Source organism: Polaromonas sp. P4_F4 (genome assembly GCF_056401355.1).
Genome location: NZ_JBFUJO010000005.1, coordinates 54,087 through 69,229, shown reverse-complemented (window position 1 = coordinate 69,229; position 15,143 = coordinate 54,087). Strand labels below are relative to the sequence as shown.

19 protein-coding genes are annotated in these 15,143 nt (G+C 62.9%); 18 read left to right on the top strand and 1 reads right to left on the bottom strand.

What is annotated here, in order from left to right; all coding sequences use genetic code 11:
• Window positions 1-53: 53 nt before the first annotated feature.
• From AC1DUR_RS07515 to tatC, 16 genes are all read left to right on the top strand, one after another.
• Complete coding sequence (locus AC1DUR_RS07515) at window positions 54-311, top strand: BolA family protein (protein ID WP_477717709.1); 258 nt, start codon at window positions 54-56, stop codon at window positions 309-311.
• Between the two features lie 6 nt (window positions 312-317).
• Window positions 318-1,592: a UDP-N-acetylglucosamine 1-carboxyvinyltransferase gene (gene murA, locus AC1DUR_RS07510; protein WP_477717710.1), complete on the top strand. Its 1,275-nt coding sequence runs from the start codon at window positions 318-320 to the stop codon at window positions 1,590-1,592.
• Window positions 1,593-1,730: 138 nt separating this feature from the next.
• Entirely contained in the window at window positions 1,731-2,369 is a 639-nt protein-coding gene (hisG, locus tag AC1DUR_RS07505; protein ID WP_477717711.1) for an ATP phosphoribosyltransferase, read from the top strand.
• Window positions 2,370-2,384: 15 nt separating this feature from the next.
• Window positions 2,385-3,728, top strand: coding sequence for a histidinol dehydrogenase (gene hisD, locus AC1DUR_RS07500; protein WP_477717712.1), 1,344 nt, complete (start codon window positions 2,385-2,387; stop codon window positions 3,726-3,728).
• A complete protein-coding gene (hisC, locus tag AC1DUR_RS07495; RefSeq protein ID WP_477717713.1) occupies window positions 3,725-4,801 on the top strand; it encodes a histidinol-phosphate transaminase in 1,077 nt (358 codons plus the stop codon). Before hisD ends, hisC begins: the two co-directional genes overlap by 4 nt.
• Window positions 4,798-5,418, top strand: coding sequence for an imidazoleglycerol-phosphate dehydratase HisB (hisB, locus tag AC1DUR_RS07490; protein ID WP_477717714.1), 621 nt, complete (start codon window positions 4,798-4,800; stop codon window positions 5,416-5,418). Before hisC ends, hisB begins: the two co-directional genes overlap by 4 nt.
• A 99-nt stretch (window positions 5,419-5,517) precedes the next feature.
• Window positions 5,518-6,189 (top strand): imidazole glycerol phosphate synthase subunit HisH, encoded by a 672-nt coding sequence (gene hisH, locus AC1DUR_RS07485; RefSeq protein ID WP_477717715.1) that lies wholly within the window; start codon window positions 5,518-5,520, stop codon window positions 6,187-6,189.
• Window positions 6,190-6,269: 80 nt separating this feature from the next.
• On the top strand, window positions 6,270-7,010 hold the full coding sequence (gene hisA, locus AC1DUR_RS07480) for a 1-(5-phosphoribosyl)-5-[(5-phosphoribosylamino)methylideneamino]imidazole-4-carboxamide isomerase (protein WP_444825571.1): 741 nt from the start codon (window positions 6,270-6,272) through the stop codon (window positions 7,008-7,010).
• 160 nt (window positions 7,011-7,170) lie between these two features.
• Complete coding sequence (gene hisF, locus AC1DUR_RS07475) at window positions 7,171-7,950, top strand: imidazole glycerol phosphate synthase subunit HisF (RefSeq protein ID WP_477717716.1); 780 nt, start codon at window positions 7,171-7,173, stop codon at window positions 7,948-7,950.
• Window positions 7,951-8,106: 156 nt separating this feature from the next.
• A complete protein-coding gene (gene hisI, locus AC1DUR_RS07470; RefSeq protein ID WP_477717717.1) occupies window positions 8,107-8,496 on the top strand; it encodes a phosphoribosyl-AMP cyclohydrolase in 390 nt (129 codons plus the stop codon).
• A gap of 17 nt (window positions 8,497-8,513) precedes the next feature.
• Window positions 8,514-8,897, top strand: coding sequence for a phosphoribosyl-ATP diphosphatase (locus AC1DUR_RS07465; protein ID WP_477717718.1), 384 nt, complete (start codon window positions 8,514-8,516; stop codon window positions 8,895-8,897).
• A 50-nt stretch (window positions 8,898-8,947) separates the two neighbouring features.
• Window positions 8,948-9,298 (top strand): DUF4870 family protein, encoded by a 351-nt coding sequence (locus tag AC1DUR_RS07460; protein WP_477717719.1) that lies wholly within the window; start codon window positions 8,948-8,950, stop codon window positions 9,296-9,298.
• A gap of 51 nt (window positions 9,299-9,349) precedes the next feature.
• Window positions 9,350-9,709 (top strand): histidine triad nucleotide-binding protein, encoded by a 360-nt coding sequence (locus AC1DUR_RS07455; RefSeq protein ID WP_477717720.1) that lies wholly within the window; start codon window positions 9,350-9,352, stop codon window positions 9,707-9,709.
• A gap of 189 nt (window positions 9,710-9,898) precedes the next feature.
• Window positions 9,899-10,147, top strand: a complete 249-nt coding sequence (gene tatA / locus AC1DUR_RS07450; RefSeq protein ID WP_477717721.1) for a Sec-independent protein translocase subunit TatA — start codon at window positions 9,899-9,901, stop codon at window positions 10,145-10,147.
• A 106-nt stretch (window positions 10,148-10,253) separates the two neighbouring features.
• On the top strand, window positions 10,254-10,736 hold the full coding sequence (tatB, locus tag AC1DUR_RS07445; protein WP_477717722.1) for a Sec-independent protein translocase protein TatB: 483 nt from the start codon (window positions 10,254-10,256) through the stop codon (window positions 10,734-10,736).
• Between the two features lie 63 nt (window positions 10,737-10,799).
• A complete protein-coding gene (gene tatC / locus AC1DUR_RS07440) occupies window positions 10,800-11,618 on the top strand; it encodes a twin-arginine translocase subunit TatC (protein ID WP_477717723.1) in 819 nt (272 codons plus the stop codon).
• Window positions 11,619-11,774: 156 nt separating this feature from the next.
• Here tatC and AC1DUR_RS07435 read toward each other — a convergent pair whose 3' ends face one another.
• Window positions 11,775-12,926 (bottom strand): S1C family serine protease, encoded by a 1,152-nt coding sequence (locus AC1DUR_RS07435; RefSeq protein WP_477717724.1) that lies wholly within the window; start codon window positions 12,924-12,926, stop codon window positions 11,775-11,777.
• Window positions 12,927-13,177: 251 nt separating this feature from the next.
• On the opposite strand from AC1DUR_RS07435, the gene AC1DUR_RS07430 reads away from it, so the two are divergent.
• Both AC1DUR_RS07430 and pdxA read left to right on the top strand, forming a co-directional pair.
• Complete coding sequence (locus AC1DUR_RS07430; RefSeq protein WP_477717725.1) at window positions 13,178-13,939, top strand: Nif3-like dinuclear metal center hexameric protein; 762 nt, start codon at window positions 13,178-13,180, stop codon at window positions 13,937-13,939.
• Window positions 13,940-13,988: 49 nt separating this feature from the next.
• Window positions 13,989-15,026 (top strand): 4-hydroxythreonine-4-phosphate dehydrogenase PdxA, encoded by a 1,038-nt coding sequence (pdxA, locus tag AC1DUR_RS07425; RefSeq protein WP_477717726.1) that lies wholly within the window; start codon window positions 13,989-13,991, stop codon window positions 15,024-15,026.
• The last annotated feature ends 117 nt before the right edge of the window (window positions 15,027-15,143 follow it).

Genomic DNA, 15,143 nt, shown 5'->3' with positions numbered 1-15,143 from the left:
ACTGCGTGTAGCTCTCGAGGCCCTGCACTGCGAACTCTTTTTTGAAACCTTGTATGACCAGCGAAGAACTCCAAACCATCATTGCCGCAGGCCTGCCTTGTGAGCACATCGAGCTTTCCGGCGACGGCCGGCACTGGTACGCCACCATTGTCTCCAGTGCGTTTGAGGGCCAGCGCCTGATCCAGCGCCACCAGCGTGTGTATGCCACGCTGGGCGGGCGGCTGCAAACCGACGAAGTGCATGCCCTGTCCATGAAAACCTACACGCCCGCGGAGTGGGCAGCCAACAACGCAAACCAAGCAGCAGACTAAAGACGCATGGACAAACTACTCATCAAGGGCGGCAGATCGCTCGCCGGCACCGTCGATATTTCGGGCGCCAAAAATGCCGCCCTCCCGGAGTTGTGCGCGGCGCTCCTCACGGCAGACACTGTGACGCTGGAGAATGTGCCGCGCCTGCAGGACGTGGCCACCATGCTCAAGCTGATCCGCAATATGGGCGTGGAAGCCGAACGCAGCACGCATGTACCGGGAACCGTCACCCTCCATGCCGGCGCCTTGAGCTCGCCCGAAGCGCCCTATGAACTGGTGAAGACCATGCGCGCCTCCGTGCTGGCGCTGGGTCCGCTGCTGGCGCGCTTTGGCGAAGCCACGGTGTCGCTGCCGGGCGGCTGCGCCATTGGCTCCCGGCCGGTGGACCAGCACATCAAGGGCCTGCAGGCCATGGGTGCCGAGATCGTGGTCGAGCACGGCTACATGATTGCCAAACTTCCTGCGGGTCAAAAGCGCCTCAAGGGTGTCAGCATCACCACCGACATGGTGACCGTCACCGGCACCGAGAACTTTTTGATGGCAGCCAGCCTGGCCGAGGGCGAAACCATTCTTGAAAACGCGGCGCAGGAGCCTGAAATCGGTGACCTGGCCGACATGCTGATCAAGATGGGCGCGAAGATCGAGGGTCACGGCAGCCGCCGCATCCGCATCCAGGGCGTGGAGCGCCTGCATGGCTGTACCCACCAGGTGGTGGCCGACCGCATTGAAACCGGCACCTTTTTGTGTGCGGTGGCCGCTGCGGGCGGCGATGTGGTGCTCCGGCATGGCCGGGCCGACCACCTCGATGCGGTCATCGACAAGCTGCGTGAGGCGGGCGCCACCATCACGGCCGGCGAGGGATTCATCCGTATCCAGGCGCAGGGTCGCATGAAGGCCCAGTCCTTCCGTACCACCGAATACCCCGGGTTCCCGACCGACATGCAGGCCCAGTTCATGGCGCTCAATGCCATTGCGCAGGGCAGCAGCACGGTGACCGAGACGATTTTCGAAAACCGCTTCATGCACGTCAACGAGATGGTGCGCCTGGGCGCGAAGATCCAGATCGAAGGCAAGGTTGCCGTCATGGAAGGTGTGGAAAAGCTTTCCGGCGCCACCGTCATGGCCACCGACCTGCGGGCTTCCGCCAGCCTGGTGATCGCCGGCCTGGTGGCCGAAGGCGAAACCCTGGTGGACCGCATTTACCACCTGGACCGCGGCTACGACCAGATGGAGGCCAAATTGCGCGGCATCGGTGCGGACATAGAACGGGTGAAGACGTGAGCCCCCACGCTTGTCGCTTCGCGTACTACGCTGCCCCCCGAGGGGGCCGCCCGCCTGCAGTCCGGCAAAGCCGGCCCTGCGGCTTGAACTTGCTACTACAGGGCTTGCCAAGCCTCCCAATTCTTTGAAAGCATCACCGTGATCACGCTCGCACTTTCCAAAGGCCGTATTTTCGATGACATCCTGCCGCTGCTTCGGACGGCGGGTGTCGAAGTGCTGGACGATCCTGAAAAATCGCGCAAGCTGATCCTGCGGACCAACCAGCCCGATTTGCGCGTGGTGCTGGTGCGCGCCACGGATGTGCCTACTTATGTGCAGTACGGCGGCGCGGACCTGGGCGTGGTCGGCAAGGACACCCTGCTGGAGTCCGGCAGCCAGGGCCTGTACCAGCCGCTGGACCTGCAAATTGCCAAATGCCGCGTCAGCGTGGCCGTGCGCGAAGGCTTTGACTATGCCGCCGCGGTGAAGCAGGGCTCGCGCCTGAAAGTGGCAACCAAGTACGTGGCCATTGCCCGCGACTTCTTCGCCTCCAAGGGCGTGCACGTGGATTTGATCAAGCTCTACGGCAGCATGGAACTGGCGCCGCTCACCGGCCTGGCCGACGCCATCGTCGACCTGGTCTCAACCGGCAGCACGCTCAAGGCCAACCACCTGATCGAGGTCGAGCGCATCATGGACATCAGCTCGCATCTGGTGGTCAACCAGACCGCCCTCAAACTGAAGCAGGCGCCCATCCGCAAGCTGATTGACGCCTTTTCCTCGGTCATCACGCAATAGTCCGCAAAGAATGCTATGAGTTTAGTAGCCAGTCCCGCACGTCTTTCGACCACTTCCAGCACTTTTGACGCTGAATTCAAGGCACGCCTGCACTGGTCTGCCGAGGCCGATGCGGCCATAGAGCAGCGGGTGGCCGACATCCTTTTGGACGTGCAGCGGCGCGGCGATTCCGCGGTGCTTGAGTACACCGCGCGGTTTGACGGCCTGAATGTCGCGGCCATGAGCGCGCTGGAGCTCAGCCAGGCCGAGCTGAAGGCCGCGTTTGATGCGATTCCCGTAGCCCAGCGCGATGCCTTGCAGGCCGCGGCCCGCCGTGTGCGCAGCTACCACGAGGCTCAGAAGAAGGCCAATGGCGAAGGCTGGAGCTACCGTGACGAAGACGGCACCTTGCTCGGCCAGAAGGTCACACCGCTGGACCGTGTCGGCATCTATGTGCCTGGCGGCAAGGCGGCTTACCCCTCATCGGTATTGATGAACGCCATTCCCGCCCACGTGGCCGGCGTCGGCGAAATCATCATGGTCGTGCCCACGCCCAAGGGCGAGAAAAACCCGCTGGTGCTGGCGGCCGCCCATGTGGCCGGCGTGACGCGCGCCTTCACCATTGGCGGCGCGCAGGCCGTGGCTGCGCTGGCCTACGGTACTTCCACCATTCCCGCGGTCGACAAGATCACCGGCCCCGGCAATGCCTACGTGGCCGCGGCCAAGCGCCGCGTCTTCGGCACGGTGGGGATCGACATGATTGCCGGCCCTTCCGAAATCCTGGTGCTGGCCGACGGCAGCACCCCCGCCGACTGGGTGGCCATGGATTTGTTCAGCCAGGCCGAACACGATGAAATGGCGCAAAGCATTTTGCTGTGTCCGGATGCGGCCTACATCGACAAGGTGCACGAAGCCCTCAACCGCCTGCTGCCCGCCATGCCGCGCGCCGAGATCATTGCCAAATCGCTCAACGGCCGGGGTGTGCTGATCCATACCCGCAGCATGGAAGAGGCCTGCGCCATCAGCAACCGCATTGCGCCCGAGCACCTGGAAGTCTCCAGCAGCCAGCCGCATGAATGGGAGCCCTTGCTCAAGCACGCCGGCGCCATCTTCCTGGGTGCCTACACCAGCGAGTCGCTGGGCGACTACTGCGCCGGCCCCAACCACGTACTGCCTACCAGCGGAACGGCGCGCTTTTCCAGTCCGCTGGGCGTCTACGACTTCCAGAAACGCTCCAGCCTGATCGAAGTGAGCGAGCAGGGTGCCCAGACACTGGGCAGGATTGCCGCTGAACTGGCCTATGGCGAAGGCCTGCAGGCGCATGCCCGCGCCGCCGAGTTTCGCCTGCACACCGTACCCGAGATGAAAGTGAATAAATGACCGCGCTGGACCCGAAGTTCAAACAGCTGATTCGCCAGGACGTTCAGTCCATGCATGCCTATGCCATTCAGGACTCCGTTGGCATGGTCAAGCTCGACGCAATGGAAAACCCGCATCGGCTGCCGGCCGCGCTGCAGGCCCATCTCGGGCAGCGGCTGGGTGCGCTGGCGCTGAACCGCTACCCCGACGGCCGCGTCAACGACCTGCGCCAGGCCCTGGCAGACTACGCCCGGATGCCTGAGGGCTTTGACATCATGCTGGGCAATGGCTCGGATGAGCTGATTTCGCTGCTCGCCATGGCCTGCGACGTGGAAGGCGGTTCCATTCTGGCGCCGCTGCCGGGCTTTGTGATGTACGGCATGAGCGCGCAGCTGCAGGGCCTCAAATTCATTGGCGTGCCGCTGACGGCTGACTTTGAGCTCGACGAAGCTGCCATGCTGGCCGCCATCGCCGAGCACCGGCCGTCCATCATTTACCTGGCCTACCCGAACAACCCCACCGCCAACCTGTGGGACGATGCCGTCATTGAGAAAATCATCGCCGCAGCGCCCGGTCTGGTGGTGATGGACGAGGCCTACCAGCCGTTTTCCAGCAAAAGCTATATCGACCGCATTACCAGACACGGCCATGTGCTGCTGATGCGTACCCTCAGCAAGTTTGGCCTGGCCGGTGTGCGCATCGGCTACATGATGGGCCCGAAGGCCCTGATTGCCGAAATCGACAAGGTGCGCCCGCCCTACAACATCAGCGTGCTCAATTACGAGTGCGCGCTGTTTGCGCTGGAGCACCGGGAAGTGTTCGCCGGGCAGGCCGCGGCCCTGGTCGCGCAGCGCACCATGCTGCTGGACGCGCTGGCGGCCATGAAGGGCGTCAAGGCCTGGAAAAGCGACGCCAACATGATCCTGGTGCGGGTGCCCGATGCAGCCAAAACCTTTGAAGGCATGAAGTCGCGCCATGTGCTGGTCAAAAACGTTTCTAAAATGCATCCATTGCTGGCCAATTGTTTGCGCCTGACCGTCGGCACCGCGGACGAGAATACGCAAATGCTGGCGGCGCTTGAAAAATCCCTATGACCACCCCTCCCACTGCTCAGACCCCGGCCCCGCGCAAGGCGGAAGTCTCGCGCAACACTGCCGAGACCCAGATCACCGTCAAGCTCAACCTGGACGGCACGGGCAAGTCCAGCCTGTCGACGGGCATCGGCTTTTTCGACCACATGCTGGACCAGATCGCCCGGCACGGCCTGATTGACCTGGACATCCAGGCCAAGGGCGACCTGCACATTGACGGCCACCACACGGTGGAAGACGTCGGCATCACCTTCGGGCAGGCCGTGGCCCAGGCCGTAGGGGACAAAAAAGGCCTGCGCCGCTATGGCCACGCCTATGTGCCGCTGGACGAGGCGCTGTCGCGCGTGGTGATCGATTTCTCAGGCCGCCCGGGCCTGGAGATGCATGTGCCCTTCAAGAGCGGCATGATAGGCACCTTCGACAGCCAGCTTGCCTACGAGTTCTTCCAGGGCTTCGCGAACCATGCATTTGTGACACTGCACATTGACAACCTGCGCGGCGACAACGCCCACCATCAGGCCGAAACCGTGTTCAAGGCTTTCGCCCGGGCGCTGCGCATGGCGCTGGAAATCGACCCGCGTGCGGCGGGCGTGATTCCGTCGACCAAGGGCTCGCTCTAGCCGCCGGCGCGCCATGGAATTGCATTTACCCTGTTTTTGGCTTGTTGCCTCAGTAGAATGGGCGTTATCAGCTCCTGAATTCGTAGCAAATATCGATGAATGTCTAATGTGAAAAGAGTGGCGGTCGTCGACTACGGCTCGGGCAACCTGCGTTCGGTGTCGCAAGCCGTCCAGCATGTGTCTCAGGGCAGCGGCTATGAGGTATTGGTCACCTCGCGTGCGCAGGACGTGCTGGACGCCGAGCGCGTGGTACTGCCGGGCCAGGGGGCCATGCCTGACTGCATGCGTGCCCTGGCTGAATCCGGCCTGAAGGATGCGGTATTGCACGCCGCCGCGCACAAGCCCCTGTTCGGCGTGTGCGTGGGCATGCAGATGCTGTTGGACAGCAGCCATGAGGGGGCCGCCGGTGTTGCAACGCCCGGCTTGGGCCTGATCCCCGGCGAAGTCGTCAAGTTCGACCTGGTCGGGCAGATCCAGCCCGACGGCAGCCGCTACAAGGTGCCGCAAATGGGCTGGAACCAGGTGTGGCGCCCGGCCTCGATCCAGCACCCGATCTGGGCTGGTGTGCCGGACGGTGCCTATTTTTACTTCGTTCACAGCTTTTATGCCCGTCCGTCGGATGCGCGCCACATCGCCGGAGAAGCGGACTATGGTGGCCGCTTTACGGCGGCGATTGCACGCGATAATATTTTTGCCACCCAGTTCCACCCCGAGAAAAGTGCCGACCACGGACTGGCCCTGTACCGTAATTTCCTGCACTGGAAGCCCTGAAGGCTGCCGGGCAGCAGCGCGATTCGTCAAAATTTCCAGGTCTTTGTTAACCCCGTAACCTGTTTTCCTCTTACTGCAACATGCTACTTATTCCCGCGATTGACCTGAAAGATGGTCACTGCGTTCGCCTCAAACAAGGCGACATGGATCAATCCACCATCTTCAGCGAAGACCCGGCGGCCATGGCGCGCAGCTGGGTCGACAAGGGCGCACGCCGCCTGCACCTGGTGGACCTGAATGGCGCCTTTGCCGGCAAGCCCAAAAACGAGGCGGCCATCAAGAAAATCCTGACCGAAGTCGGCAGCGAGATCGATGTGCAACTCGGCGGCGGCATTCGCGACCTCGACACCATCGAGCGTTATCTGGACGCCGGCCTGCGCTACGTGATCATCGGAACGGCCGCGGTCAAGAACCCCGGTTTCCTCCAGGATGCCTGCACCGCCTTTGGCGGCCACATCATCGTCGGCCTGGATGCCAAGGACGGCAAGGTCGCCACGGACGGCTGGAGCAAGCTCACCGGCCATGAGGTGATTGACCTGGGCAAGAAATTTCAGGACTACGGCGTCGAGTCCATCATCTATACCGACATCGGCCGCGACGGCATGCTCAGCGGTATCAACATTGAAGCGACCGTCAGGCTCGCGCAGGCGCTGACGATCCCGGTGATCGCCTCCGGCGGCCTGTCGAACATGGCTGATATCGAAGCGCTGTGCGACGTCGAAGAAGAAGGCGTTGAAGGCGTGATCTGCGGCCGCTCCATTTACAGCGGTGATCTGGACTTTGCCGCGGCGCAGGCCAGAGCGGATGAGCTGAACGGATGAGCGCTGCAACGAGTGGCAGGTTGTGCAGAGGGGCTGTAGTGGACGCGCATGACGGTTTGGTATTCCGGCCAGGGCCGCGGAACCGGCTTCGCCGGGCCGCAGGCGCAGCGGCCCCCTCGGGGAGCAGGGCGCCACACGAAGTGGGCAACCGTGGGGGCTTATGTTAGCCAAACGAATCATTCCCTGCCTAGACGTTACCGGCGGCCGTGTGGTCAAGGGCGTCAACTTTGTCGAGCTGCGCGATGCCGGCGACCCGGTGGAAATTGCCGCGCGCTACAACGACCAGGGCGCGGATGAGCTCACCTTCCTGGACATCACCGCCACCAGCGACGGGCGCGACCTGATCCTGCCCATCATCGAAGCCGTGGCCTCGCAGGTGTTCATTCCGCTCACCGTGGGCGGCGGCGTACGCACGGTGGAAGACGTGCGGCGCCTGCTCAATGCCGGGGCCGACAAGACCAGCTTTAATTCGGCCGCACTGGCCAACCCGCAGGTGATTGAGGACGCCTCGGCCAAATACGGCGCGCAGTGCATCGTGGTGGCCATCGACGCCAAGCGGCGCAGTGAAGAAGACGCCAAAACCCGCGGCCCCGGCTGGGACGTCTACAGCCATGGCGGGCGCAAGAACACCGGGCTCGACGCCGTGGCCTGGGCCACCGAGATGGCGCGACGCGGCGCCGGCGAAATTCTGCTGACCAGCATGGACCGTGACGGCACCAAGTCGGGGTTTGACCTGGCCCTGACCCGTGCGGTCAGCGACGCCGTGACTGTGCCGGTGATTGCCTCGGGCGGCGTTGGCAACCTGGACCATCTGGCTGACGGCATCCAGCTGGGGGGCGCTGACGCGGTGCTGGCGGCCAGCATTTTCCACTACGGTGAATACACGGTGCAGCAGGCCAAGCAGCACATGGCCAGGCGCGGTATTCCGGTCAGAATGTGACGCAACCCCCGCAGGCTTCGCGCACTGCGTGTCGCTACACCTTCCCCCCTGCTGGGGCGACATCTGCGGTCCGGCCAAGCCGGCCCCGCGATGTCCTGGCCTGGAAGGTTTTGTGTTGCAATCTCCTGAAGTATTCAAATCCCCGACAATAGACCCATGAACTGGTTAGACGAAGTCAGCTGGGATGAAAAAGGCCTGATCCCGGTCATCGCGCAGGAAGCTTCCAGCGGCGATGTGCTCATGTTTGCCTGGATGAATCGCGAGGCACTGCAAAAGACCGCCGAGTTGGGGCAGGCGGTGTACTACAGCCGCTCGCGCGGGCGCCTGTGGCACAAGGGCGAAGAGTCCGGTCACCTGCAGACCGTGCATGAGATTCGCCTGGACTGCGACAACGACGTGATTTTGCTCAAGGTCACGCAACTCGGCCACGAGCCCGGCATTGCCTGCCACACCGGCCGCCACAGCTGCTTTTTCCATCTCTACAAAGACGGCCAGTGGATCGTGACCGAGCCGGTCTTGAAAGATCCCGGCAGCATCTACAAATAGCCCTAACCGTACCACGCATGTCCTCCAACGATTCCCTCCGGCGCCTGGCGCAGATCATCGAAAGCCGTAAACCGGCCAATGGCGGCGACCCTGGCACCAGCTATGTGGCGCGCCTGCTGCACAAGGGCCCCGACGCCTTCCTGAAAAAAATTGGCGAAGAAGCCACCGAGACCGTGATGGCCGCCAAGGATTTGGACCATGGCGGCCCGACCCCGGAGTTGCGGGCCAAGCTGGTCGGCGAGGTGGCTGACCTGTGGTTTCACAGCATGATCGCGCTGGCCCATTACGGCCTGCAGCCTGCCGACGTGATCGCCGAACTGGAGCGCCGCGAGGGCACCAGCGGCATCGAGGAAAAAGCGTTGCGCAAGGCGCAAAATCGCGATGCGGCTGAAAAGACCTGATTTTCTCCGGAATTTTCCGCCACCTTTCCCTGCTGAGTGGAGGTCCAACTTTGGAAACTGATCTGGCCGAATTTGAAATCAAGAGCAGCGGCGATCGCCTCTTCATGCATGTGCTGTATGGCCTGCACACGCTGGCCTGGTTCAGCGGCGGCGTGTTTGCTGTCATCGCGCTCATTGCCAACTACATCCGGCGGGCCGACGAGACGGATGCGCTCTATGTCGACCATCACAACTACATGATCCGTACGTTCTGGTGGACGCTGCTGTGGCTGGTCCTGCTGTCGCCCTTGTGGCTGCTGCTGTTTTTGCCCGGTGCGATCGCTTACGGCATTGTCTGGCTCTGGTACCTGTACCGCTGCATCAAGGGCTGGATGCGCTTTAACAGCCAGCGGCCGTCCTGATTCCGGTAGCCGCGCTTCCCCAAAAAACTCTCCCGACCCCTCACCCATCGCATGAGCCACTCTGACAACTGCATTTTCTGCAAAATTGCCGCAGGCGCCATTCCCAGCCGCAAGGTGTATGAAGACGACGAACTGTTCGCGTTTCATGACATCCACCCCTGGGCGCCGGTACATTTCCTCATCATCCCCAAGGTGCATATCCCGTCCATGGCGCAGGTGGGGCCCGAGCATGAAGGGGTGCTGGGACGCATGATGGTGCTGGCGCCCCGGCTGGCCATGGAACTGGGTTGCAATCCCTACCCTGCAGGCGGTTTCCGCATTTTGACCAATACGGGCGCCGAAGGGGGCCAGGAAGTCCATCACCTGCATTTCCATGTGATCGGCGGGCCCCGGCCGTGGCTCAAGGGGTAGCAAAAAGTAAACTGAAAAATACCGGCGGGCCGGGCAGGCGGGGTCAGACAATCTGGAACCTCGCGCGGGATCCGGCCTCTAACCCGCAGGTCAATGTGTGTAATAGGTGCCCGGGCAGGTGGGGCATTTAGAATGACTACAGTTGTCTGCAAACCGACAAAACCTGCAATTACAGATTAGGAGTAAAACATGGGTGGACTTTCCATTTGGCACTGGCTGATCGTGCTGTTGATCGTGGTGATGGTGTTCGGCACCAAAAAACTCAGAAACATGGGCAGCGACCTCGGCGGCGCGGTCAAAGGCTTCAAGGACGGCATGAAAGACGGCGGGCAGTCTGCCACTGACGAAAAACCTGTTGGTCAGGTCACAAACGCGCAAGCCGTCGACAAAGCTGCAGACAAAACCACCATCGACGTCGAAGCCAAGCAGAAGTCTTGAAAAATGTTGGTCCCCCACTTGCGGCTTCGCGTGCTGCGTTGCTCCCCGAGGGGGCGCAGCCAGCGTTGGGGCGGCCCGGCGGCCGGATTGACCCTCGACTGCCCGCATGATTGATCTCGGCGTTTCAAAAATTGCGTTGATCGGTGCGGTGGCGCTGATTGTGATCGGCCCCGAAAAGCTGCCGCGCGTGGCGCGCACGGTGGGGACGCTGCTGGGCAAGGCGCAGCGCTACGTGGCCGACGTCAAGCAGGAGGTCAACCGGTCCATGGAGCTCGACGAGCTCAAGAAAATGAAAGACACGGTGGAGGGCGCCGCCCGCGACGTCGAAAACTCGATCCAGACGAATGCCAGTGATTTTGAAAAGTCATGGTCTGAAGCCACGGGCACTGCCGCGTCACCCGCTACTGACGAGTTGCCCGGCATGGTGGTCTTTCCCGAATACAAGCACCCGAAAAAGAACTGGCGGCTGAAAGCCGGCGCTACTCCGCAGTGGTACAAGGCTCGGTCCGGCGTGCGGACCAAGGCGCAGTCTGGCGCCGCCCGCGTGGCACGTTTTCGTCCACAGTCCGGGCGCTCCTCCTCTTTTTGATCGTTCCGGTCTTCTTCTCTTTCCGCGCATTGCGGCGCCCTTCATCCAGCGCAAACTCCCTTCATGAGCGATCACAACACTGATAAACCCGACAAACCCGACAAACCCGACGAACTTGCAGGGACTGAACAGCCTTTTGTTCAGCACCTCATGGAGTTGCGCGACCGGATGATCAAGGCGGTGATTGCGATCGGCGTCGCCGCTGCTATCCTGGCGCTGTTTCCGGGGCCCGGCGCGTTGTATGACATATTGGCCGCGCCGCTGGTGGCCACCTTGCCCAAGGGGGCCACGCTGATTGCCACCAACGTCATCTCGCCGTTTGTGGTGCCCATCAAGATACTGTTCATGGCCGCGTTCATGATTGCGCTGCCGGTGGTGCTTTACCAGGTATGGGCCTTTGTCGCGCCCGGCCTGTATTCGCACGAGAAAAAGCTGGTCATGCCGCTGGTGATCTCCAGCACTCTGCTGTTTTTTGTGGGCGTGGCGTTTTGCTACTACTTTGTCTTTGGCCAGGTGTTTCGCTTCATCCAGAGCTTTGCACCCAAGTCAATCACCGCCGCACCTGACATTGAGGAATACCTCAATTTCGTGCTGGGCATGTTCCTGGCCTTTGGCCTGGCTTTCGAGGTGCCCATCGCCGTGATCCTGCTGGTGCGCATGGGCGTGCTGAGTGTGGCCCAGCTGCGCGAATACCGCGGCTATTTCTGGGTGATTGCCGCCATTGGCACGGCGCTGGTCACGCCGCCTGATGCGGGCTCGATGATCATGCTGCTGATGGTGGTGGGTGGGCTCTATGAAATTGGCATTGTGGCCGCGCAGGTGTTTGTCAAGCACACCAAGGCACCCGACGCGGACAGCGAAACGGAAGCTGCCAAGCCCTGAGGCTGCGCGCCGGCCCGGTGGCGGGCAATATAGCTTCCATCGCGCAGCTCCCCTCCCAATGCGCGTCTTCCGCTATAAATCAGTCGTGCATTCGTCGGCTTGCCCATGGGCACAAAGCCTCCCGCCAGCCCTCGGCGCTTGCACCCGGCTGATCCCTCAGCGCTGTACTTTGGGTCGCTGGCGCTTGCCCGGTGTGACTGCAATGTCGGTCTGGCGATCCTGGCGCAGCACGGTCAGGGGTGCCGGCGTGCCGGGCTTGAGGGCTGCCACGGCGGTCAGCAGCTGGCTCACATTGCTCACGGACTTGCCGTTGACCGCAGTGATCACGTCGCCGGGCTGGATGCCGGCCTGCGCGGCCGGGCCGTTCTGCAGCACGCCCGTGATGATCACCCCACCGTTCTTCAGGGCTGCGGGCTTGATGTTGAAGGTTTCGGCCAATTCGGTGTTGAGCTCCTGCGGCTCCACGCCTATCCAGCCGCGCGTGACCTGGCCGTCTTTCACGATGCCCTCCAGCACCTGCTTGGCCGTTGACACCGGTATGGCAAAGCCGATGCCCATGGAGCCGCCCGAGCGCGAGTAAATAGCGGTGTTGATGCCCATCAGGTGGCCGTTCACGTCAACCAGTGCCCCGCCTGAATTGCCGGGGTTGATGGCGGCATCGGTCTGGATGAAGTTCTCGAAGGTGTTGATGCCGAGCTGGTTGCGCCCGAGGGCGCTCACGATGCCGCCGGTCACGGTCTGGCCCACGCCGAAAGGGTTGCCAATGGCCAGCACTGGGTCGCCCACCTGCAGCGCGTCGGAGTTGCCCAGCACAATGATGGGCAGCTTGTCCAGGTCGATCTTGAGAATGGCCAGATCGGTGTCGGGGTCGGTGCCTATCACCTGGGCCTTGGCCTTGCGCGTGTCGTTGAGGATGACCTCGATCTCGTCAGCACCTTCGACCACGTGGTTGTTGGTCAGGATGTAGCCCGAGGCGCTGATGATGACGCCGCTACCCAAGCCACCCTGCGGTTCGATACGGCCCTGGTCGCCGAAGAAAAACTTGAACCACGGATCGTCAGCATGCGGGTTTTTGACGGCGGCCTTGCTGGTGTTGATGCTGACCACCGCTGCCGAGGCGATTTTGGCGGCCGAACTGAAGCTGCCGGCGGGTCCGGCGCCGCGCGGCACGATGCTGGCCGGTGCCTCGATCACGGATACCCCACCGACGGAGGTACCCAGCCACTGCGGTTTGAGCGTTGCCACGACAAAGTAGGCGGCCAGCAGGACAGTGACGGTCTGGGAAAACAGGAGCCAGGTGCGCTTCATGGGGAAAAAGGTGGGTAGAAGGTGAGGGTGGAAGGTGGTGAACGGGGTGTCCCAAAGCCAGATGTATTGCCGACCGCCGGTTAAGCGCCTGCTCACTGGTCATATTGTCCCTCAAGCCGGCATTTCCAGGGCTGCTTCCGGGGCCGTTTTGGCGTGCAACGGTCCGTGCGGGCTCCCGGGGTGGTTTGGGCGAGGTCCGGATGGGGGCCGGGCGGGATGCCGCTGCGCGCAGTAGCTGAGACAATCAGCCCATGACTACCACCCGACAGGATTTGCTGCAGGCGTTTGATGCACTGCTGCAGCCCGCCCGCTTCAAGGACTACGGCCCCAACGGCCTGCAGGTGGAGGGGCGGGCGCAGATTGACAAAATCGTCTCGGGCGTCACCGCCAGCCGCGCGCTGATCGAGGCCGCCATTGCAGCGCAGGCCGATGCCATCTTCGTGCACCACGGCCTGTTCTGGCGGGGCCATGACGGCCGTGTCACGGGCTGGATGAAGCCGCGACTGGCGCTGCTGCTGGCCCATGACATCAACCTGTTCGCCTACCACCTGCCGCTGGATGCGCACCCGGAGCTTGGCAACAATGCGCAGCTGGGCGCGCGGCTTGGGTTGCAGGCGACGGCGCGGTTCGGCGAGCAGGACCTGGGCTTTATGGGCGGGCGGGCCGATGGCGGCAGCTTTGCCAGCGCAGATGCCCTGGCCGAGCACGTCAAAAAGGTGGTGAATCGGCCTGTCGTTATTGAAGGTCGGCCGCATGATGCTATAAAAAACATAGCGTGGTGCAGCGGCGGCGCACAGGGCTACTTTGAAGCCGCGATTGCGGCGGGTGCCGATGCCTTTATCACGGGCGAGATTTCCGAGCCGCAGGCCCACTATGCGCGGGAGATGGGCGTGGCCTTCATCGCCTGCGGCCACCATGCCTCCGAGCGCTACGGCGCGCCGGCCGTGGCCGCGCACGTGGCAGCGCAACTGGGCCTGGCCCACCAGTTCATCGACATCGACAACCCGGCCTGATTTTTTGGCCCCAGTCCTTCTCTCTCCCTTTTCCCTTCCCCTGACCACCATGCATGACAAGCCCCTGCTCATCACGATGGGCGATGCCGCCGGTATCGGCCCGGAAATCATCGCCAGGGCGTTTGGCGAATCGCCCACGGGGATGGCCGGCTGCGTGGTCGTGGGCGATGTGGCCACGCTGCGCCGCGCCGCCGCACTGGTGGCTTCACCCCTGGCCTTGCCGGTGGCTGAACTCGCGGCGCTGGCCGACGCGCCCTCCGTTCCGCCCAATTGCATTGGAGTGCTGCAAAAATGTGAGCTGAAAACGCCCGTCCCCTTTGGGCGGGTGAATGATCTGGCTGGAAAAGCTGCGGCCGATTGCATTGTCTGGGCGGCCCGCGCGGTGCTGGCGGGCGAGGCGGCTGGCATGGTGACGGCGCCGATCCACAAGGAAGCCCTGGCCGCGGCCGGTGGCTGGGTGGCGAATTTTCCGGGCCACACGGAACTGCTCCAGGCCGAGGCCGCGGCCTTCCTGGGCAAGCCGGTGCGCGAGGTGCCGGTGCGCATGATGCTGGCCAATGATGAGCTGAAAACCGTGCTGGTGAGCATTCACATGTCGCTCCGGCACGCCATCGAGGCCGTGACTTTTGACAATGTGCTGCAAACCCTGCGCATCACCCACCAGGCTGTGGGCGCCAGCCTGGGCCGGCCTCCCCGCATCGCCGTGGCAGGGCTGAATCCGCATGCCGGCGAGGGCGGGCTGTTCGGCACCGAGGAGCAGGCCGTCATCGCGCCGGCTATTGCGGCCGCGCGTGCGGAGGGCCTGGAGGTGAGCGGACCCTTCGCTCCCGACACCGTCTTCATGCGAGCCCGCCGTACGCCTGCAAAGCCCGGGGAGTTTGATGTGGTGGTCGCGATGTACCACGACCAGGGGCTGATCCCGGTGAAATACCTGGGGGTGGAGCAGGGCGTCAACGTGACGCTGGGCCTGCCGCTGGTGCGCACCAGTCCGGATCACGGCACCGCGTTTGACATTGCCGGGACCGGGCGTGCCGACGCCGCAAGCTTGCTGGCCGCCGTCCGCATGGCGCGCCAGCTGGCTGCCTGACGGAACGCGCCGCAAAACCGCTACCGGTCCGACAGAAATCAATCCATCAAGCTATCAAATAGATGGCGAAATGGCGAAATGGCGACTTGGCGCAGAACCCTGCGGCAGGGTTCGCAG